Below are 19,855 nucleotides of genomic sequence, written 5' to 3' on the forward strand. Positions count from 1 at the left end.
TGCTGGCGTAACGCCGCTCTCCGCGCCAGCCGGCCCTGCGCCCACGCCCACGCCCATGCACCCCTCGCCGTTACCCGGTGGTCGTCGCGGTCGGGCGCACGACGATCTCGTTCACGTCGACGTCGGCCGGTTGCGCGATCGCGTACGCAATGGCCGCTGCGATCGCTTCGGGCTCGAGCGCGATGCTGCGGTATCGCGTCATCGCTTCGGCGGCGACCGGGTCCGTAATGGTGTCGGCCAGCTCGGACGTGACGACACCCGGACAAATGCTCGTGACGCGCAGCTTGTCGTTCTCTTGCCGCAGGCCGTCGGAGATCGCGCGCACCGCGTACTTCGTCGCGCAATAGACGGCGGCCGTCGGCGACACCCGCAGCCCGCCGATCGACGACACGTTGATGATCTGGCCGAAACCCTGGCGATTCATCACCGGCAGTGCAGCCGCGATACCGTACAGCACGCCCTTGATGTTGACGTCGACCATGCGGTCCCACTCGTCGACTTTCAGCGACGCCATCGGCGAGAGCGGCATGACGCCCGCATTGTTGACGATGACGTCGACCCGTCCGTACTCGGCGAGCGCGGCTTCGACGAAGGCGATGTTGTCGTCGCGACGCGTCACGTCGAGCGGGCGCCATGCCGCGGTGCCGCCGCTGGCACGAATGTCGCCGGCAAGCGCGGCCAGACGTTCGGTGCGGCGCGCGCCGAGCATGAGACGGGCGCCGCGGGCGCCCAGATAGCGGGCGCTGGCCTCGCCGATGCCGCTGCTCGCGCCCGTGATCAGTATCACTTTCTGTTCGATGTTGTGGCTCGTCATGTCCGTTCCTCGGTTCGGGGGCAAGAGTCGACAGCATCTCGCGGAACCCGCCGTCGCCGTTATCCTGCGAGTCCGCATTTCTTGCACGATTCTCCGAACATGCAGCGGATGCGATGCGGGCCGCGCTCGCGGACATGAGCGCGTCGAGTTTCCAAACGCCATTCAAGCCCGCCACGCACAGGAGTCCGCTGCGCTTTCGCGCGCAGATCCGCTTGCAGGCGCGCGTCGTCCGATGCAGACGAAAGGGCTGGGGGCGGCGGACGCCGGGTTTCGCATCGGCCATGAAAGCCCGTCCCGGTTCAGCAACGCGTATGGGCGCCTGTTCGGCATGCCGCCCATGCGCGATGCAGCAAAGCGAAAGGTATCGTCGCCCGCCTGACCGGGCTGTTGCGGCGGCCGGATGGACGCGCACCGCAACAATGCCGATGCCGATGGTTGATCGTTCGCCGACATGCTAGGATTTTCCTCAAACAACTTCGGAGACTGCGATGCCGTTTATCTGCGAAAACGTTGAATGTCGTGCCGTGCTGGCTCGCGGGCAGGTCAGGCCCCATCAGGACGACACGGGGTGGTGCTTCTACTGCCCGGACTGCAACACGAGGAACGAGTTGATGAATCTCGGCACGGCCGGCGGCTCCGTCGAGTTGATTCAGCCGGAGAGAGCCAGCCCGCCGCACAAGGTCATTGCGACGGCCCGACCGCTGGAGGATGGCAAGTACGCAGCGCAGTTGAGCGTTCAGCGGGCGCTTGCCGTGAAGGGAACGTATGCGGCCGAAGAACACTGGGACCAGCTCGGTGTATTCGGCGACGCGCAAGAGGCCGTCGCGCATGCGAAGTCTTTCGCAACGGACCTGTTGCAACGAGCAGCGTAGTCGATATTTTTCCGCCGGCGAAGAAAGGGCGTCGCGCGTTCGCACGACGCCCCTTCGCGTTTTCTGGCGCCATCCGTCAGTTATCGATATCGAACGAGAAATACTTCTTCGCGATCCACTGGTAAGTCCCGTCCCGGGTCAGGCGCTGCGAGTGCCTGGTTGGTCGGCGTGCGGCCGTTACACGACCGGCGTCTGCCGCGCGCCGGCCTGTTCGCGGGCCGCGACCAGCGCCCGGATGCGCTCGCGATCGGCGGGCGTCGCCGGCGTGAAGATCACGAGGCTCAGGTCGGCGCGGCCCGTGACCGAGAACGCCGAATATTCGAGCGCGATCCGGCCGGCCTGAGGATGGCGGATTTCCTTCGTGCCTTCGTCGTGCGTATGGATATCGTGATCGCGCCACATCGCGTCGAATTCGGCGCTCGTCGCGCGCATCTCGTCGACGAATGCCTGCACGGCCTGCGTCGCGCCGCCGCGTGCGACGTCCGCGCGAAACGCGCCCACCGCGAAGCGCGCGACGCGTTCCCAGTTCGGCTGCGCGTTGCGCACGCCGTCGTCGATGAAGATCAGCCGCAGGATGTTGCGCGCGGGCGGCGGCAGCGTCGCGTAGTCGGTCAGCGTCGCGGCGGCCGCGACGTTCCATGCGACGACGTCCCAGGTTGCCGTGCGCACGATCGCGGGGCTCGCCTCGAGCGAATCGAGCACGTGCTGCAGGCGCGGTGTCACGGTGGCCGGTGCGTGATAACGCACCTCGGGCAGATGGCCGACGCCGATCAGGAACAGGTGCTCGCGCTCGGCATCGTTCAGCAGCAGCGCACGCGCCAGCCGGTCAAGCACGTCGGCCGACGGCGCGCCGCCGCGCCCCTGTTCGAGCCACGTGTACCACGCGGCGCTCACATGCGCGCGTTGCGCGACCTCTTCGCGCCGCAGGCCGGGCGTGCGGCGGCGCGTGGCCGGCAGACCGAGCGCGGCCGGGTCGAGTTTCTCGCGGCGGTCCCGCAGATACGCGCCGAGCAGGTTGTCGGGGGCGTCAGCCATGTCCTGTTAGTTCGTTTACCGGTAAACCGTCACGACTTCTCCGCGAGCGGCCGTCGACAGATAGTAAGCCTCCATGCCATCCGGAGGTGTTGAACATGCGTGTCTTTGTTACTGGAGCGTCGGGGTTCGTCGGCTCTGCCGTCGTTGCCGAACTCATTGCTGCCGGCCATGCGGTGCTCGGCCTTGCGCGTTCCGATGCGGCTGCCGCATCGGTCGCGGCGGCGGGCGCCGACGTCCATCGCGGTTCGCTGGAGGATCTCGACAGCCTCACGCGCGGCGCCGAAGCCGCCGACGCGGTGATCCATACGGGATTCAATCACGACTTCTCGCGTTTCGCGCAGAACTGCGAGCTCGACCGTCGCGCGATCGAGACGATCGGCGCGGCGCTGGAAGGTTCGGCGCGGCCGCTGGTCGTCACGTCGGGCCTGGCGCTCGTCGCGCCGGGGCGCGCGGCAACGGAAGACGATCCGCATGTGCCGGTGTCGTCGTCCTACCCGCGTGCGTCGGAAGCAACCGCGGTCGCGCTGGAAGCACGCGGCGTGCACGCGTCGGTCGTACGCCTGCCGCCGTCCGTGCACGGCGACGGCGATCACGGTTTCGTGCCGCGCCTGATTGCATTCGCGAGGGAGAAGGGCGCGTCGGCTTATCTCGGCGACGGCGGCAACCGCTGGCCGGCCGTGCACCGGCTCGACGCCGCGCGCGTGTACCGGCTCGCGGTCGAACGCGGTGCGGCCGGTGCGTGCTATCACGCGGTCGACGATACCGGCGTGCGGTTCCGCGAGATCGCGGAAGTGATCGGCCGGCGGCTGAACGTGCCGGTCGTCGCGAAAACGGCGGCGGAAGCCGGCGAACACTTCGGCTGGTTCGCGATGTTCGCCGGGATGGATGCGCCGGCAACGAGCGAGCGCACGCGTGCATTGCTCGACTGGGCGCCGACGCAGCCGGGGCTGCTGGCCGATATCGACCGGCCGCGGTATTTCGACAGTTGAGCGGGGGCGGCGGGCGTGCCGTCGTTTTCAAACGATACGCCCGCCTTGCCCGCATCGCGCGCTGCTTCGGGAACGACGCAAACGCGCCGTCGATGCTGCCGAGCCGCTGCACGCAGCACGCATGGAATGCCTCGCCTTCGGCGGTCACGCTGACGCGGCGCGTGCTGCGGTTCAGCAGCCGGACGCCGAGTTCCTGTTCGCGCTGCCGCACGGCTTTCGTCACGACCGGCCGATGCAGTGGCAGCGCGTCGGCGGCCTGCGTGAAGTTGCCGCGTTCGACGATCTGTCCGTAGATCTGCATCGCCTGCAGCCGGTCCATGGCGTTCCCGGGTGTCGTCGCGAGCGGCCGTCTGCGCATGCCGCCCGACACCGATGCGACACCCGTGCGCGGCCGCCCGTCAGGCCACGCGTCATTCGACCGGATGCAGATCCTGCAGCAGCGTCGGCACGAGCTCCGACACGGTCGGGTGGACGTGCATCGCGCGGCTGATCGTCGTGTAAGGCGCGCCGGCGGCCATCACGTCGAGCATCCCGTGCACGACTTCGTCGCCCGTCACGCCGAGGATCGACGCACCGAGGATCGCATGGCTGTCCGCGTCGACGATCACCTTCATGAAACCCTGGCTCTCGCCTTTTTCCACCGCGCGGCCGACGCGCGTCATCGGGCGCGTGCCGACCAGCAGCCGGCGGCCCGTCTGCTTCGCTTCCGCGAGCGTCATGCCGACGCGGCCGAGCGGCGGATCGACGTACAGCGCGTACGCCGCGATGCGATCGGACACCTTGCGCGGATCGTCGTCGAGCAGGTTGGCCGCGACGATCTCGAAGTCGTTGTACGCGGTGTGCGTGAACGCGCCGCGCCCGTTGCAGTCGCCGAGCGCCCAGATGCCGGGCACGTTCGTGCGCAACTGGTCGTCGACCTCGATATAGCCGCGCGCGTCGGTCGTGACGCCCGCGCGGTCGAGCCCGAGATCGTCGGTGTTCGGCACGCGTCCGACCGCCAGCAGCAGGTGCGAGCCCGCGACCTCCCGGCCGCCGCCCGCGCAGTCGAGGCCGACCGCGATGCCGTTGCCGTCGCGCCGCGCGCTCAGGCAGGTCGCGTCGAGCTGCACGTCGATGCCTTCCTTCTCGAGGATTTCGCGCACGGCCTGCGACACGTCTTCGTCCTCGCGGCGGATCAGGCGCGAACCCTTTTCGACGATCGTGACGCGCGACCCGAAGCGGCGATACATCTGGCCGAACTCGAGCCCGATGTAGCTGCCGCCGACGATCACGAGATGCTCAGGCAGGAAATCGACATCCATCATCGTCGAGTTGGTCAGGTACGGCACCGTGTCGAGGCCCGGCATGGCCGGTACTTGCGCGCGCCCGCCGACGTTGATGAAGAGGCGGTCTGCTTCGAGCAGGTCGTCGCCGACGCGCACGGCGTGCGCGCCTTCGAAGCGTGCATGACCCTGGATGACGGTCGCGTTTTTGAGCCCGCGCACCCATTGCTCGACGCCCTGGTTCGAGCGGCCGGAGATCTGGTCCTTGCGCGCCTTCACGGCTTTCATGTCGACGGTGACGGGGCCGCCGACCGACACGCCATATTCGCCGGCGCGCCGCGCGAGGTGTGCGGCGTATGCGCTCGCGATCAGCGTCTTGGTCGGGATGCAGCCGGTGTTCACGCAGGTGCCGCCGAAGCGGCCGCGCTCGATGATCGCGACCTTCATCCCGGCGGCGGACAGCCGCGCGGCGAGTGGGGGCCCGGCCTGCCCGGTGCCGATGACGATCGCGTCGAAGTGTTGCGTCATGAGGTCCTCCAGTGCGGGGGCAGCGAGGGAACGCGTGCGGACGAGCCGCGTGCGAGGCCGGCGCACGGTCGCGCGACGGCGAGCGCTTATGGTAGTCCTGTTGGCGTGCGCTCGCGAGCGCGGGCGGGGGGAGGCGGGCGGGGCGGGAGAAGCGGGAGAAGCGGGAGAAGCAGGGTGTGACGGACGCCCGCGCCGGCCGGAGCACGATGCAGCCGGTCTCAGCGCGTTGCATCGGGTGCGTCAGTCCTTGCGTTGCCATTGACCGAACGACACCGGCCGGTGCGCATCGGCGCGCGTGACGGTGACGTGGTCGGGCTGGTCGTCGAGCGGAAACGATTCGGTGACGATCCGGTTCGAAAACAGCCACCCATGCGTGCGCGAGTCGTAGCGGAACGTCACGTAGTCGCTCCAGTGCTGCCCGCACGCGACAAAGTTCTGCACGGTGAAATAGCGGCCCTTTACCGCGAAGCCGTTGTCGGCGGCATCGTCGGGATCGAACGGATCGCATTGGCCGCCTTCGTTCGCACGCAGCACGACCTGGTCGTTGCGCGCGGCGAGCCGATAGGTATGGTCGGCCTGCTCCTCGTAGATCAGCAGCGGACGCGGCGACGGCTGCTCGCGCGTATCGACCGCCCGATGCGCGACGACGAGGAAGCTGTGCCGTCCGTTGTCGAGATCCGGCCCGGCATGCGCGAGCAGCGGCTGGTAGCCGGGCGGCAACTGCGCGGCGATCGATTTGGGCAGGTTGTCGGCCCATGCGTTGAACGAGAGCGCGGCGAGCAGCGGGAGGAGCACGATGGGCAGGCGGAGAACGCGCATGACGGGGTGTCCGGTCGAAAGGAAGAAAGAGGTGCCGATGGCGTGGATGTTACAAATCCCGCCCAAGAAACTCGGTGCCTTGCACCGGATTGAACGCGACGGGCGGCGCGGGCGTGAAGCCGAGCGACGCATACAGTTGCCTGGCGGCCACGAACTCGGGCAGCACGTCGAGGCACATGCGCGCATAGCCGGCCGCCTTCGCGTCGCGCAGCAGCCGTTCGACGAGCTGGCGGCCGACGTTCAGCCCGCGCGCTTCGGGGCGCACGTAGACGCGCTTCATCTCGCACGTCGTGTCGTCGATCTCGCGAAACGCCGCGCAGCCCACTGCGCGCTCGCCATGCCACGCGAGCAGCAGCAGCCCGCGAGGCGCGGCGTATTTGCCGGGCAGCGCGGCGATCTCGGGCGCGTAATCCTGGAATTCGAGGCTGACGGTCGGGCTTGCGATGTACTCGCGGAAGATCGCCTCGACGACACGGGCGTCGTCGGGATAGCGGGCGGCGCGGATCTCGATCATGGTGGGCGACGCGAATGACGGGAAAGAGGGCCAGCATAGCAGCGCAACGCGGCTTTCGGCCATGCGCGAAGCGTGCCAGAATCGGCGGCGCGTCCGTCGGAAACGACACGCAGGCGTCGGCGATTCGGCGTCGCTCACCAAGGAGACTTCGATGACTGCATCCGCTTCCGTACTCGCCATTCTGGCCGCGCTGTTTCTCGGCGCGATGATTCCGGGCCCGAGCTTCGTGCTGGTTGCCCGCAATTCGATCGGGCTGTCGCGCCGCGACGGGCTGGCCACCGCGCTCGGCATGGGCATCGGCGGCATCGTGTTCGGCGGCGTCGCGCTGGCCGGGCTCTATACGCTGCTGCAGGCTGTCGAATGGCTGTACGTGGGCCTCAAGGTGGCGGGCGGTGCATACCTGATCTACATGGCGTCGAAGATCTGGCGCGGTGCCGACCGGCCGATCGCGATGGACGATCCGCAGGCGATGGCCGGCGGCAGTGCGCGCAAGTCGTTCTGGACGGGCCTCACGACCCAGCTCAGCAACCCGAAGACGGCGATCTGGTACGGCAGCATCTTCGCGGCGCTGCTCCCGCAGCATCCGCCGGTGTGGTGCTATCTGGCGCTGCCGCCGCTCGTGTTCGGCGTCGAGTTCGGCTGGTACACGATCGTCGCGCTGTGCTTTTCCACGCGCCGGCCGCGCGAGCTCTACCTGCGCGCGAAGAAGTGGGTCGACCGCGTCGCGGCCGGCGCGATCACGCTGCTCGGGCTGCGCCTGATCCTGAACGCGCCGAAAGCGGGGATCTGACCGCTTCCATTCCCGATCTGCATCGCACGGCGGCCGGTCATTCCTTTGGCTGGCCGCCGGCGCACAACGCGCGAACGCGCATCGGCATCAGGCTTCCCTGAACCGTTCCAGCAGCGCCGCGAACCGCGTGTCGTCCGGAAACACCTTCACTTCATAACGCACCGGGCGATGCCCGGTGGCCGTCATCAGGTCGCCGCACGTGCGCAGCAGCTCGGCCATCGGCACGTAGGCCGACTGTCCGGTCGACCCGCGATGGAGCGCGACGATATCCGTCTCGGGCAGCAGGGTAGGCACGCCGTCGCTCCATACGCCAACGCTGAACAGGCTGCCGTCCTGGCGCTTGTACACCGAGTAGGTCGCCACGAAGATGTCGGTGCCGTCGCGTTCATGCACGTCGTTGAGCAGCATCCGCTGGTCCTGGTAGTCGCCCGCGAGCTCGCCGACGCGCAGCGCGTGCAGCTTCGATTCGAGCCCTTCCGGCACGAAGCGCCGCCAGGCGGCGCCATCCCAGCGCAGCATCAGCGGCGGCAGCGGGCGCGGCTGTGCCTGCACCTGTTCGGCGAGGTCGACCATGGCTGCCAGCCCGGCCGGATTGCGGTCGCCGGTGAGCAGCAGCACCGCGCGGTTCGGTGCCATCACGACCGGCGCGCCGGCGATCGGCTGCCGGTGGAGCAGGTCGGTCAGCAGCAGCCGTGCCGCGTCGTAGGCGTCGTCGAATTGCGACAGGAATACCCCGTTCGGCAGCGCGGCCCACGGCGTCGACGATTCGGCTCGCAGGTTGTCGATCGCGATCTCGCAGGCTTCGTCGAACGAGACGCCCCATTGGTCGAGCGTCGCGGTCGGCAGGCGGGCGATGTTGAACTCGCCGTCGTACGCGATGCCGATCTCGATGTTCTCGCACAGCGGCCGGAACGCCAGCGCCGTGATGCCGGGCTGCCCGGCCAGTTGCAGCGCGGCCACGCAGCGCTCGGTCGCGCTGCGGATCACGGGGCGCAGCTTCGCGCGCGCGGCGGAGAACTCCGCCGGGATCTCGTGCTGCATCATCGCGCTCGCCTGGCGTTTCAGCACGATGTCCCGCTCGGACGGCTTCGCGGCCGCGTAGTCGCGGAACAGGTTGTTCAGGTTGATGATGTTCGACGGGGCATCCGACTGGACGAGACAGCCCTTCTCGTCCTCGTGGCGCCAGGTGCGCGTGTCGCCCGATGCGCGCAGCGTGGCGATCAGGCGTTCGGCGAAGGCCTGCGGGGTCGGCGGTTTGCCGAAACGGTCGCGCAGGCGCGTGACGAGATTGGCAAGCATCGTGTGCGGTCGGGCCGGGCCCGTCTGGTGTCGTCGTGGGTCGGTGGCGCCCGGTCTCCGGGGCGCAGCCCGCGGCCGGCACGCGTGGCTCGACGGGTGCTTGCGATGGTAGCGCAACGCGACAGGTATCGTCCGACGATATTCGCGACCGGCGACCGGCGACCGGCGACCGGCGACCGGCTACCGGCTACCGGCTACCGGCTACCGGCTACCGGCTACCGGCTACCGGCTACCGGCTACCGGCTACCGGCGACCGGCGACCGGCGACCGGCTACCGGCTACCGGCGACCGGCGACCGGCGACCGGCGACCGGCGACCGGCGACCGGCGACCGGCAACCGGCAACCGGCAACCGGCAACCGGCAACCGGCAACCGGCAACCGGCAACCAGCGACCGGCAACCAGCGACCGGCAACCAGCGGGCAAGGGCAAGGGCAAGGGCAAGGGCAAGGGCGCGGCTGGGCCGTCGCCGCAGCAGCCCTCGAACGCTCGCCGAGCCTTGCGCGGCGGGCGTTCGCGTGTGTCGCACGGCGCGCCGGACGGCGCCGCTTCCCCGATTCTGGCGGCCGACCTCCCGGCGACGTGTAAACTGCTGCCTTTTTGACGGTTTGCAGCATGGTGCAAGCACCTCCGCGCCCGGCGCTGAGCGGCCCGTCGCTCGTCCGGCTGCTCGCGCGCCTGGCCGATGCCGACGTCGCGGAATCCCGCCAGACGCTGTCCGACCGGCTGAGCCAGTGGCTCGGCTGGACCGACGCGATCACGCTGTCATCCGCGCTGAACGCGAGCCCGCCCGGCGTCGCGGCCGGCGTGCGCGGCTACGACGCGGAGCGCGACTGCGCACGTGTGCGCCACGAGCTCGCGCAGGCGATCACGGCCACCAACCGGCCGCGTGCGCGGCGCCGGCCCGGCGATCCGCCGCCGCCGGCCGCCGACACGGCCGATTTCGCGGACTTCCGCCAGCGCTATCTGTCCCTGCAGCAGGACATGGAAACGGCGATCGGCCAGTTGCGCGGCCGCCTGCGGGTCGCGGTCGCCGCGCGCTCGTCCGGGATGGCGCGGCTCGCGACGCTCGACGCGATCATGGAGCGCGTGCTCGGCGCGCGCGAGCGCAGCCTGCTGTCGGCCATCCCCGCGCTGCTCGGTACGCGTTTCGCGCGGCTGCGCGACGCGGAACGGCAGGCGCTGGCCGATGCCGAATCCGCAGCCGCAGCCGATCCGGCGGATGACGGCGCGGTGGCGGCCGACGGCACGGCCGTCGCGGCGATTGCGCCCGGTGCATGGCTCGATACGTTTCGCGACGAGATGCAAAGCATCCTGCTTGCCGAACTCGAAGTCCGGTTTCAAACGGTAGACGGGCTGCTCGCGGCCCTTCGCACCAGCTAATCAACACGCTATGTCCAGAATTCGCCTTGATCTCGTTGTCTTCGTCGCCGGTCTGCTTGCTGTGTGCTGGATCGGTGTCGGCTATGTCGCGTCGAACCCGCTGGCGGCGGCCGTCACGCTGCTGATCGCCGCGTGCTACGTCGCCGGCGCATGGGAGCTGCTGCGTTACCGGCAGGCCACCGCCACGCTGTCGCACGCGGTCGCCGGCCTGACCGAGCCGCCCGCGAAGCTCGACACGTGGCTCGACACGCTGCACCCGGGCCTGCGCGGCGCCGTGCGTGCGCGGGTCGAAGGCGCGCGCGTCGCGCTGCCGGGCCCGTCGCTCACGCCTTACCTCGTCGGCCTGCTCGTGCTGCTCGGCATGCTCGGCACGCTGCTCGGGATGGTCGTCACGCTGAAGGGCACCGGCGCCGCGCTCGAAAGCGCGACCGATCTCGACGCGATCCGCGCATCGCTGATCGCGCCGGTGAAGGGCCTCGGGTTCGCGTTCGGCACGTCGATCGCCGGCGTCGCGACGTCCGCGATGCTCGGGCTGCTGTCCGCGCTCGTGCGCCGCGAGCGGATCGACGCGGCCCAGCAGCTCGACGCGAAGATCGCGACGACGTTGCGCGTGCATTCGTCCGCGCACCAGCGCGACGAATCGTTCCGGCTGCTGCAGCGCCAGGCCGACGTGATGCCGGCGCTGGTCGACCGGCTGCAGACGATGATGACGACGCTCGAGGCGCGCAGCGTCGCGCTGCACGATCGCCAGATCGAGAGCCAGCAGGCGTTTTTCGACCGAACCGAGCGCGCGTATGCGGGCCTCGCGTCGAATGTCGGCGACGCGCTGAAGGAAAGCGCCGCCGAAAGCGCACGCGTGGCCGGTGCCGCGCTGCAGCCGGTCGTCGCCGCAACGATGACGGGGCTCGCGCAGGAGATGGCCGCGCTGCGCGACACCGTGACGGGCGCCGTGCAGCGTCAGCTCGACGGGCTGACGGACGGCTTCGAGAAGACCACCGGCAACGTGACGGCCGTCTGGACCCGCGCGCTCGACGAACAGCGCCGCGCGGGCGACGCCGTCGCGCAGCAGCTGCAGACGACGCTCGGCCAGTTCACCGACACGTTCGCGCAGCGTTCGACGGACCTGCTCGACGGTGTTGCGACGCGCCTCGAATCGACCGAAAGCCGCTTGTCGGACGCCTGGCGCGATGCGCTGTCGCGCCAGGAGCAGGTCGGCGAGACGCTGGCCGGCCAGCATGCGCGCGCACTGGGCGAGGCCGCCGCGACGTTCGAACGCCATTCGAGCGCGACGCTTGCCGCGATGCGCGAGTCGCACGCGGGGCTGCAGACCGACCTGGCGGCGCGTGACGAACAGCGCGTCGCCGCGTGGAACGATTCGCTGGCCGCGATGGCCGCGAAGCTCGGCGACGAATGGCAACGCGCAGGTGTACACAGTGCGACCCGTCAGCAGGAAATCTGCGACGCACTGGCACGAACGACGCGCGATCTCACGGCACAGGCTTCGACGTTCGAGCAACGCTCGAACGAACTGCTGTCGACGATCCGCGATTCGCACACGGGCTTGCAAACGCAGCTTGCCGCACGCGATGAAGAACGCCTCACCGCGTGGAACGATTCGCTGGCCGCGATGGCCGCGAAGCTCGGCGACGAATGGCAACGTGCAGGCGTGCACAGTGCGGGCCGTCAGCAGGAAATCTGCGACGCACTGGCACAAACGACGCGCGATCTCACGGCACAGGCTTCGACGTTCGAGCAACGCTCGAACGAACTGCTGTCGACGATCCGCGATTCGCACACGGGCTTGCAAACGCAGCTTGCCGCGCGCGACGAAGAACGCCTCACCGCGTGGAACGACTCGCTGGCCGCGATGGCCGCGAAGCTCGGCGACGAATGGCAGCGCGCGGGCGTGCACAGCGCAGGCCGCCAGCAGGAAATCTGCGATGCGCTCGCACAAACGACGCGTGACCTCACCACGCAGGCTTCGACGTTCGAGCAGCGCTCGAACGAACTGCTGTCGACGATCCGCGATTCGCACACGGGCCTGCAGACGCAACTGGCGGCGCGCGACGAAGAACGCCTCACCGCGTGGAACGACGCGCTGGCCGCGATGGCCACGAAGCTCGGCGACGAATGGCAGCGCGCGGGCGTACACAGCGCAGGCCGCCAGCAGGAAATCTGCGATGCGCTCGCGCAAACGACGCGCGACCTGACCACGCAGGCTTCGACGTTCGAACAACGCTCGAACGACCTGCTGTCGACGATCCGCGAATCGCATGCCGGCCTGCAGACGCAACTGGCGGCGCGCGACGAAGAACGCCTCGCCGCATGGAACGACTCGCTCGCCGCGATGGCGGCCGCGCTGCGCGACGAATGGGCGCAAACGAGCGCGCAGGCTGCGACGCGTCAGCAGGATATTTGCGACACGCTGGCTCGCACCGCGAACGAGATCACCGCGCAAGCGCAGGTGCACGCGAGCGACACGATCAACGAGATCGCGCGCCTCGTGCAGGCCGCATCGGAGGCGCCGAAGGCCGCGGCCGATGTCGTCGCCGAGCTGCGCCAGCGCCTGTCCGACAGCCTGGTGCACGACACCGCGATGCTCGAGGAACGCAGCCGCCTGCTCGCGACGCTTGAAACGCTGCTCGGCGCGGTCAACCACGCGTCGACCGAACAGCGCACCGCGATCGACGCGCTCGTCAGCACGTCGGCCGACCTGCTCGATCGCGTCGGCGCGCGCTTCAACGACACCGTCGATGCCGAAACGCGCAAGCTCGACTCGGTGGCCGCACAGGTTACGGCAGGCGCGGTCGAAGTCGCGAGCCTCGGCGACGCATTCGGGATGGCCGTGCAGGTATTCGGCGAGTCGAACGACAAGCTGCTGACCCATCTGCAACGCATCGAGGCCGCGCTCGAGAAATCGCTCGCGCGCAGCGACGAGCAGCTCGAGTATTACGTCGCGCAGGCGCGCGAGGTGATCGACCTGAGCATGATGTCGCAGAAGCAGATCGTCGAAGACCTGCAGCAGCTCGCCGGCCGGCGGGCGCCCGTCGGAGCGTAACGCATGCACGACGAAATCGACGGCGGCGCGTCCTCCGCGCCGGTGTGGCCCGCGTTCGCCGACCTGATGTCGGTGCTGCTCGGCGCGTTCGTGCTGATCCTCGTCGGCGTGATCGGCATGCAGCTGCAGCTCACGTCGAAGCTCGAGGAGGCCGTGCGAGCACGCCAGCTCGAAGCGCAGCAGCGCAAGTCGCTCGAGCAGGCGCTCGCCGGGCCGCTCGCGGCCGGCCGCGTGACGCTTGTCAACGGTCGCATCGGCATCAGCGGCAACGTGCTGTTCGCACTGAACTCCGACCAGCTGCAGCCCGCGGGCCGCGACCTGCTGAAGACGCTGGCCGTGCCGCTGGGCACCTACCTGAAGACGCGCGACGAGATCCTGATGATCAGCGGCTTCGCCGACGACCAGCAGGTGCATGCCGGCAACCGCCAGTTCGCGGACAACTGGGAACTGTCGGCCAAGCGTGCGTTGACGGTCACGCGTGCGCTGATCGACGCCGGCGTGCCGGCGTCGTCGGTGTTCGCGGCCGCGTTCGGCTCCGAACAGCCGGTCAGCTCGAACGCGGACGATGAAGGCCGCGCGAAGAACCGCCGCGTGGAAATCGCGCCGGTGCCGCGCAAGTCGGCATCGAACGGAGGGAAGGCGCAGTGACCGGCGACGCGACGCACGTTCGCGCAACGCTCGACGCATGGCGCGAGCAGGGCGCCGACCGGCTCGATCCGGTGCGCTTTCACCGGATCGACGCGCTCGAACGGCGCGCGGCCGCGCTCGAAGGCGACGCGCGCGCGTTGCTCGACGCGCGTCTGGCGACGCTGATCGAAGGCTTCGCGGAGGTGGTGGCGCGTGCCGGTGAAACGGCTACCGCGCGCGGCGCGGCAGGTGCGCCCGTGCGCGGCGCGCTTGCGGAGCTCGTCGAGCGGCTCGCGCGCGATGCGCAGGCCGACCGGCGCGGGCTCGATCCCGAGCTGGTCGACTACTTCCGTACGATGTGGTCGAAGGTCCGCACGGAACAGCAGTACCGTCAGTCGCTCGACCAGGTGCCGCGCAATGCGGGGCCGCTCAATTCGAACAGTCTCGTGCACCGGTCGCTCGCGACGATGCGCGAGTTGTCGCCGGCCTATCTGCAGCAGTTCCTGTCCTATGTCGACGCGCTCGCATGGCTCGAGGATCTTGCCGGCGGCGGTGCGCAGCCCGAGAAGGAAGCGCCGCGCGCGAAGGCGGCCAAACCGGCGAAGAAGGTGACGCGCGCCAAGGCGCGGTAACGCTGCGCGCGTTCACGCACGAACGCAGGTTGCTACCGGCCCGGTTCTGCGTCCTGGATTGCCGTGCGCAGCGCGTGCAACGCCTTGGCCAGCGTCGACGCGAACGGCGGATGCGCGGCGATGCCTGCCGCGTCGAGCTGGCTCCCGAGAATCGGCAGCGTGATCGACGCGTGCTCGACGATGTGCGCCGACATCACCGACAGCGTTTCGCGCAGTGCCGCGTCCGCATGCGTGGCGCGCGGCGACGCATTCAGCACAGCGACCGGCTTGTACACGACGGCCTCGCATCCCACGATCCAGTCCAGCGCGTTCTTCATCACGCCCGTGACGCCGTGCGCGTATTCCGGGCTTGCGATCAGCAGGCCGTCGGCGGCATTCACGCGGTCGATCAGGTCGCGCACGGCGGCGGGCGACGGATATTCGGCATCGGGATTGAACAGCGGAAATTCGCCGAGACGGTCGAAGCGCACGATGCGCATGCCGCGCGGCGCGACGAGCGCGGCCGCATCGAGCAGCGCGGCGTTGTACGACTGCGCGCGGAGGCTGCCGCACAGCGCGACGATGTCGAGGTGGCGGCCGGCGTAGGTTCGGGGATCGGTGGTCATCAATGTGCGTGTCGGTGAGCGCGTTGCGTAGCGCTGCGTTGCGTAGCGGCGAGCGTCGCGCGGGTCGCACGGATTATCGCATCGGCGTTCGGGCGATGTCGGCCATTCCGGCTACGCGCGCGAATTCCCCGATCTCCCATCCATGACCGAGCAATAGCCGCCGCGTATGCAGCGCGCCGTGCACGTCGTCGGCGACGGTTTCGCCGAGATAACGCAGCGCACGCCCGTCGATATCGACGAAGCCGTGCCGGTAGTCCTGCGCGAGCGCCGTCCACAACTGCGCGGCGCCGACCGACTGTCGCGCGCCGCTGATCAGGCACAGGCCCGCGTCGAGGCCCCAGCGATACAGCGTCGTCGCGACGCCTTTGCGCTGCGCCGAGCCGCGCAGCCGCGTATGCGGCGCGCGCAGGTAGCGGTCGGCACGGCGCGGGATTTCGGGCAGGCGGTTGAACACCGTATAGCCGGCGAGCTGGCGCGCGGCCGGATCTTCGACATACAGGAAGTATTCGCCGTCCGCTTCGCGGTGGCGGACGATCAGCCCGGAGCGGCCGAGCGCGACGGCCGGCAGGCCGTGCAGGCGATGGCCCGGCTGGTGGAGACGCGCATAGAGCGTGTCGAGTTCGTCGTCGATGTCGTGCTGGGAATGCTGTACGTCGATGCGCATGGCAAAGGTCGCCCGTCCCGGGCGGTCCGGGAAAGTGGTTCATCGCAAAAGGGGAGCGGAACGGGTGCGGCCCCCGGGCTCGGCGAAGCGAGCCGGGGCCGCGAATCAGCTGGGGATGTGCTGGAAACCGGCGGCAATCGCGGCGAGGCCCGCGATGCAGAGTGCGAACAGGATCAGGACTTTGTGGATCACGTCTCTCTCCTCATGAATGTGCGGCGCCGGAGGGCGGCATCGCGGAGACGGTGAGCGGCGGGCAAGGCCCGCGCGGCCATCGTGCGTGACGACGGTCGAAGGTCCGGGCGGCAAGCGCGCAGGTCGGGCGCCGTATCGCACGCGGACGGCCAGCACCATACGCGACGCGATCCGGGCCGGCAATCGGACAGCAGGAGAAAAGCGACGAAAAGCAGAGAATCGCGTCGTTTCGCGACAATTGGCCGCAAGGTGCGTGCCGCTGCCGACGCGGCAGACGATGCGGGCCGGCCGGACCGCAGCCACGGGGCGGTGCGCGCACGGCTGGTGCAGGCCTGACGAACCGGCAGCCGGTCCTTTCAGGTTCACACGTTTGCATTTGCCGCCGCGATGGGGGCGTTCTTCGTGTTTTTCTCCACTGCGCCGCGCGTGCTGGTCGGCGCTGCCGGCTATTCCCGCGTGGCGTTCAGCGCGGCCTTTGCGACCGTCGCGATCGTGATGATCGTGATGATCGTCGTGTCGCGCTTCGCCGGGACGTTCGTGTCGAGGTGGGGCGAGGCAGGCTGCGTTGCGCGAGGGGCGCTCACGATGATGACGGGCGCGATCGTGCTGGCGGCCTGCTGCTTCGGCATGGGCCTCGCGAGTTTCGTCGCGATCAAGGGGCTGATGCGCGCGACCGGGCGCGCGCGTGACGGGAGCGCCCGCGGCGTCTCGTTCGACTGAACGCGCGCGTAGCGACGCGCGGTGGTTTTTCGGGCCGCGCGGTGCCCCGGTGAAGTCGTGTGCGCGGCCGGCCCCGCTTCACGCGCCGCGTCAGGCCGGCGCGCGCTGTCCGAATGCCTGCCTGACCCGCGCGAACAACCCGTGTTGCGCGATCCATTCGGCATACGCGCGATAGTCGGGGTCGCGCATCAGGTGGCGCTCCTCCGTCTTCGCCCGCGTGTAGTAGATCAGGTTGACCGCGACGAGCCCCGCGCAGTGCATGAGCCCGACCTGCCAGCCGAGCGGTTCGACGAAGGGCACCGACACCATCCAGTACGACAGGTTCTTCGTGATGTACGCCGGATGCTTCGTGAAACGGTACGGGCCCGACGTGATGATCCCGCGGTTTGTGAGGTTCGAGAAACGCAGCCCGAACGAGATCGTGCACAGCGCGTAGGTCAGCAGCAGCAGGATGATCACCGTGCCCCAGATCACGCGCAGCGTCGGGGCCGACAGCAGCCAGTTGTCCCAGAATATCGAACCTTCGTAGCGGATGTAGTTGTTCGAGAACAGCGACCAGAACGGCTGGTAGCACATCAGCGCGGCCACCCAGCCGAGCGTCGTCGGCTCGACGGTACGCACGTGGCTGTCGAGGATGCGGAACGTGCACAGGTAGCCGACGGTGCCGAACATCAGGTCCATCGTGAACGACAGGTCGTACATGAACACGAAGGTCGCGATCGTCATCGGCGCGTGCATCGCGTTCGCAAGCGACGCGGTCAGGTGATCGGCGTCCTTCGACAGGTAGACGGTCATCAGCGGCAGGAAGAAGGCCTTCACGCCCCAGCCGGCCAGCATCTCGCGCACGGGTTTCCAGCTCGCCGGCTGCTCGCGGCGGAACAGGAAGCGGCCCAACAGCAGGTACGCGTCGTCGGTCTCGCGCTGGTGGCGGTCCATCCACGCGAAGTAGAACGGCGCGGCGACGATCACGTATGGCGCGAGCGAGCGCAGCAGCGACCAGAACGGCAGGTAGAACGCGCCGTGGTATTCGGGCAGCAGCCAGTAGATCACGCCGATGCCCGCGTAGATCGACGTCAGCGCGCCGAGCCGCGTCGCGACGCGCGCGATGCCGAGCGGCCGGACGGCCTGCCGCGACAGGCCCGCGCTCGGGCGCAGGTAGACGCGCGAGATGAAGATTTCGTGCAGCGCGATCGTGCCGATGATCGCGAGGCTGGCGACGACCGCGCGCGTGGCTGCATCGAGCGTCGGCTGGTCGCGCGTGATCCACAGCGCGAAGAGCCCGGCGGCGATGCCGAGCAGGCCGGCGCGGAGGGGCGTGGCGGAACGGGGCGGGCGGTCCTGGACCGCGGCGATGCCGTCGAGCGTGGAATTCATGATCGGATCCTCGTACGGATGAGGGCCGGCGCCCCCGCTTGGCGGGTGACGCCGGCCGTCGGCCGGGCTTGGTATGGATGCGCGCCCGGCCATTGGCCTGTGGTTCTGATAGGTACAGCGTTACTTCTTGGTGCCGCCGCCGAGCAGACCGCCGAGGAGGTTCGTCACCGGCGACAGCAGGTTGCCGGCGCCGCCCGCGGCACCGCCGTTCGAACTGCCGGTCAGGCCGCCCACCACGGTGCCGCCACCCGCCGGCGTCGTGACCGTGCCGGTCGCGCCGCCGGGGCTGGCCGTGCCGGTGGCGCCCGCGGCGCCTGCCGGCGTCGTCAGCGCACCCGTCACCGTGCCGACCGGGCCGCTCGACAGCAGGCCGCCGAGCGTGCCCGTCACGTTGCCGCCCGGCGTCGTGACCGTGCCGGTGAGGCTGGCGCCGAGCGGCGTCAGCGCGTTGACGAGGTTCGTGACCGGCGCCAGCAGGCCGCCGACACCCGCGCCACCGGTGCCACTGGTGCCGCTCGTTCCGCCAGTGCCGCTCGAACCGAGGCCGCCGAGCGCGCCCGTCAGCGAACCGAGCAGGCCCGTGACCGGCCCGAGCGGGCCGCCGCTGCTCGTGCCGCTGGTGCCGCCCGAACCGCTCGAGCTGCCGCCGCCCAGGCCGCCCGTCAGCGTGCCGAGCAGGCCCGTGATCGGGGCGAGCGGGTTGCTGCCGCCCGTGCCGCTGCTGGAGCTGCCCGCGTTGTTGCTGTTCACGAGGCCGCCCACGGACGTCACCGTGTTGCCGAGCTGGGTCACGGATCCGCCGAGACTCGTACCAGTCGGGTTGCCGGTTGCGCCGCTCACCTGCGAGCCGACGAGGCCCAGGCCGCTGCCGAGCGTGCCCAGCAGGTTGCTGAGCGGCGCGCCGAGCTGGGTCACGCCACCGAGCGTCTGCGTGGCGCCCGGCGTCGTGACACCGCCGGTCAGCGTGTTCGTGATCGGGTTGATCACCTTGCCGAGCTGCGTCTCGAGCTGCTGGACCGGCGAGCTGTTCAGTGCCGTGTTGAGGCCCGACGCAGTCGAATTGACGGTGCCGCCGACGGTGTTGACGAGATCGCCGACGAGCGTCGTGACCGGCGACAGCGGCGACAGCGGGCCGGAGCCGAGGCTCTTCACCGCGTTGCCGAGGTTGTTGACCGCGCCGCCGGCGCCGGTCAGCAGGCCGGTAGTCGACGTGAGCGTCGGTCCGAGCGGGTTCGCCGACACGCCGATCGAGCCGAGGCCGGCCGCGACGCCGTTGCCGAGCGCCTGCACACCGTTGCCGAGGCTCGTGACCGCGTTGCCGACGCTGGTGGCCGTCGTCGGGTTCGTGCCGGGGATCTGCACGCCGCCGATCTGCGCGCCGCCGTTCGCGACCGTCGTGCCGAGTGCCGTCACGAGGTTGCCGGAATTCTGGAGGACATTGCCGAGCGGGGTGACGCCGGTGCCGGAGGTGCCCGAAGTGCCGGAAGTACCCGATGTGCCGGAAGTACCGGAAGTACCCGAGGTGCCCGAGGTGCCCGAGGTGCCCGAAGTGCCCGAAGTGCCCGAAGTACCCGAAGTACCCGAAGTACCCGAAGTACCCGAAGTACCCGAAGTACCCGAAGTACCCGAAGTACCCGAAGTACCCGAAGTACCCGAAGTACCCGAAGTACCCGAAGTAC

17 protein-coding genes and 3 pseudogenes are annotated in these 19,855 nt (G+C 69.4%); 9 read left to right on the plus strand and 11 right to left on the minus strand.

The genetic code is table 11. The features are described 5' to 3' along the window. Positions 1–70: 70 nt before the first annotated feature. Positions 71–814, minus strand: coding sequence for an SDR family oxidoreductase (locus B7G54_RS21970; protein ID WP_085040991.1), 744 nt, complete (start codon positions 812–814; stop codon positions 71–73). 488 nt (positions 815–1,302) lie between these two features. Between B7G54_RS21970 and B7G54_RS21975 the strand changes: the two genes are divergently transcribed. Next, positions 1,303–1,686, plus strand: a complete 384-nt coding sequence (locus B7G54_RS21975) for a hypothetical protein (protein ID WP_085040992.1) — start codon at positions 1,303–1,305, stop codon at positions 1,684–1,686. 177 nt (positions 1,687–1,863) lie between these two features. Here the strand turns inward: B7G54_RS21975 and B7G54_RS21980 are convergent, their stop codons facing one another. Further along, entirely contained in the window at positions 1,864–2,721 is an 858-nt protein-coding gene (locus B7G54_RS21980) for a helix-turn-helix transcriptional regulator (RefSeq protein WP_085040993.1), read from the minus strand. A gap of 95 nt (positions 2,722–2,816) precedes the next feature. Between B7G54_RS21980 and B7G54_RS21985 the strand changes: the two genes are divergently transcribed. Next, positions 2,817–3,710 (plus strand): SDR family oxidoreductase, encoded by an 894-nt coding sequence (locus tag B7G54_RS21985; RefSeq protein ID WP_085040994.1) that lies wholly within the window; start codon positions 2,817–2,819, stop codon positions 3,708–3,710. Positions 3,711–3,762: 52 nt separating this feature from the next. Here B7G54_RS21985 and B7G54_RS40135 read toward each other — a convergent pair. The 4 genes and pseudogenes from B7G54_RS40135 to B7G54_RS22005 form a co-directional block, all read right to left on the minus strand. Next, positions 3,763–4,029: pseudogene (locus tag B7G54_RS40135) on the minus strand (helix-turn-helix domain-containing protein); the annotation flags it as partial. A 91-nt stretch (positions 4,030–4,120) separates the two neighbouring features. Then, positions 4,121–5,500, minus strand: a complete 1,380-nt coding sequence (locus tag B7G54_RS21995) for an FAD-containing oxidoreductase (protein WP_085040995.1) — start codon at positions 5,498–5,500, stop codon at positions 4,121–4,123. Positions 5,501–5,740: 240 nt separating this feature from the next. Then, the gene (locus tag B7G54_RS22000) at positions 5,741–6,319 is read right to left on the minus strand and encodes a hypothetical protein (protein ID WP_085040996.1); all 579 of its coding nucleotides are present in this window, start codon (positions 6,317–6,319) and stop codon (positions 5,741–5,743) included. A gap of 49 nt (positions 6,320–6,368) precedes the next feature. Continuing rightward, positions 6,369–6,833, minus strand: coding sequence for a GNAT family N-acetyltransferase (locus tag B7G54_RS22005; protein WP_085040997.1), 465 nt, complete (start codon positions 6,831–6,833; stop codon positions 6,369–6,371). A gap of 151 nt (positions 6,834–6,984) precedes the next feature. On the opposite strand from B7G54_RS22005, the gene B7G54_RS22010 reads away from it, so the two are divergent. Further along, complete coding sequence (locus tag B7G54_RS22010) at positions 6,985–7,623, plus strand: LysE family translocator (protein WP_085041024.1); 639 nt, start codon at positions 6,985–6,987, stop codon at positions 7,621–7,623. A gap of 87 nt (positions 7,624–7,710) precedes the next feature. On the opposite strand, the gene B7G54_RS22015 is transcribed toward B7G54_RS22010, so the two are convergent. After that, positions 7,711–8,922 (minus strand): DUF1444 domain-containing protein, encoded by a 1,212-nt coding sequence (locus tag B7G54_RS22015; RefSeq protein WP_085040998.1) that lies wholly within the window; start codon positions 8,920–8,922, stop codon positions 7,711–7,713. 614 nt (positions 8,923–9,536) lie between these two features. Here B7G54_RS22015 and B7G54_RS22025 point away from each other — a divergent pair. The 4 genes from B7G54_RS22025 to B7G54_RS22040 are packed head-to-tail and all read left to right on the plus strand — an operon-like array spanning position 9,537 to position 14,621. Continuing rightward, the gene (locus B7G54_RS22025) at positions 9,537–10,304 is read left to right on the plus strand and encodes a DUF3348 domain-containing protein (RefSeq protein WP_085040999.1); all 768 of its coding nucleotides are present in this window, start codon (positions 9,537–9,539) and stop codon (positions 10,302–10,304) included. A gap of 10 nt (positions 10,305–10,314) precedes the next feature. Next, complete coding sequence (locus B7G54_RS22030) at positions 10,315–13,362, plus strand: DUF802 domain-containing protein (RefSeq protein WP_085041000.1); 3,048 nt, start codon at positions 10,315–10,317, stop codon at positions 13,360–13,362. A 3-nt stretch (positions 13,363–13,365) separates the two neighbouring features. Then, a complete protein-coding gene (locus B7G54_RS22035) occupies positions 13,366–14,010 on the plus strand; it encodes an OmpA family protein (RefSeq protein ID WP_085041001.1) in 645 nt (214 codons plus the stop codon). Further along, complete coding sequence (locus B7G54_RS22040) at positions 14,007–14,621, plus strand: DUF2894 domain-containing protein (protein WP_085041002.1); 615 nt, start codon at positions 14,007–14,009, stop codon at positions 14,619–14,621. Before B7G54_RS22035 ends, B7G54_RS22040 begins: the two co-directional genes overlap by 4 nt. A 32-nt stretch (positions 14,622–14,653) precedes the next feature. On the opposite strand, the gene B7G54_RS22045 is transcribed toward B7G54_RS22040, so the two are convergent. Beyond that, positions 14,654–15,226, minus strand: a complete 573-nt coding sequence (locus tag B7G54_RS22045; RefSeq protein ID WP_085041003.1) for an NADPH-dependent FMN reductase — start codon at positions 15,224–15,226, stop codon at positions 14,654–14,656. Between the two features lie 73 nt (positions 15,227–15,299). After that, positions 15,300–15,890 carry a histone acetyltransferase gene (locus tag B7G54_RS22050; RefSeq protein ID WP_085041004.1) on the minus strand — a complete coding sequence of 197 codons (591 nt, stop codon included), beginning with the start codon at positions 15,888–15,890 and terminating at the stop codon, positions 15,300–15,302. Positions 15,891–16,427: 537 nt separating this feature from the next. On the opposite strand from B7G54_RS22050, the pseudogene B7G54_RS22055 reads away from it, so the two are divergent. Beyond that, positions 16,428–16,691, plus strand: a pseudogene (locus tag B7G54_RS22055) (CmlA/FloR family chloramphenicol efflux MFS transporter); the annotation flags it as partial. Positions 16,692–16,892: 201 nt separating this feature from the next. On the opposite strand, the gene B7G54_RS22060 reads toward B7G54_RS22055, so the two are convergent. Both B7G54_RS22060 and B7G54_RS22065 read right to left on the minus strand, forming a co-directional pair. Next, complete coding sequence (locus tag B7G54_RS22060) at positions 16,893–18,176, minus strand: isoprenylcysteine carboxylmethyltransferase family protein (protein WP_085041005.1); 1,284 nt, start codon at positions 18,174–18,176, stop codon at positions 16,893–16,895. Between the two features lie 120 nt (positions 18,177–18,296). Then, positions 18,297–19,589: a collagen-like triple helix repeat-containing protein gene (locus tag B7G54_RS22065; RefSeq protein ID WP_085041006.1), complete on the minus strand. Its 1,293-nt coding sequence runs from the start codon at positions 19,587–19,589 to the stop codon at positions 18,297–18,299. Here B7G54_RS22065 and B7G54_RS40140 point away from each other — a divergent pair. Then, positions 19,483–19,855, plus strand: a pseudogene (locus B7G54_RS40140) (highly repetitive protein); the annotation flags it as partial. The gene B7G54_RS22065 and the pseudogene B7G54_RS40140 sit on opposite strands and share 107 nt — an antisense overlap.

The sequence above is a fragment of the Burkholderia puraquae genome (assembly GCF_002099195.1).
Taxonomy (GTDB): domain Bacteria; phylum Pseudomonadota; class Gammaproteobacteria; order Burkholderiales; family Burkholderiaceae; genus Burkholderia; species Burkholderia puraquae.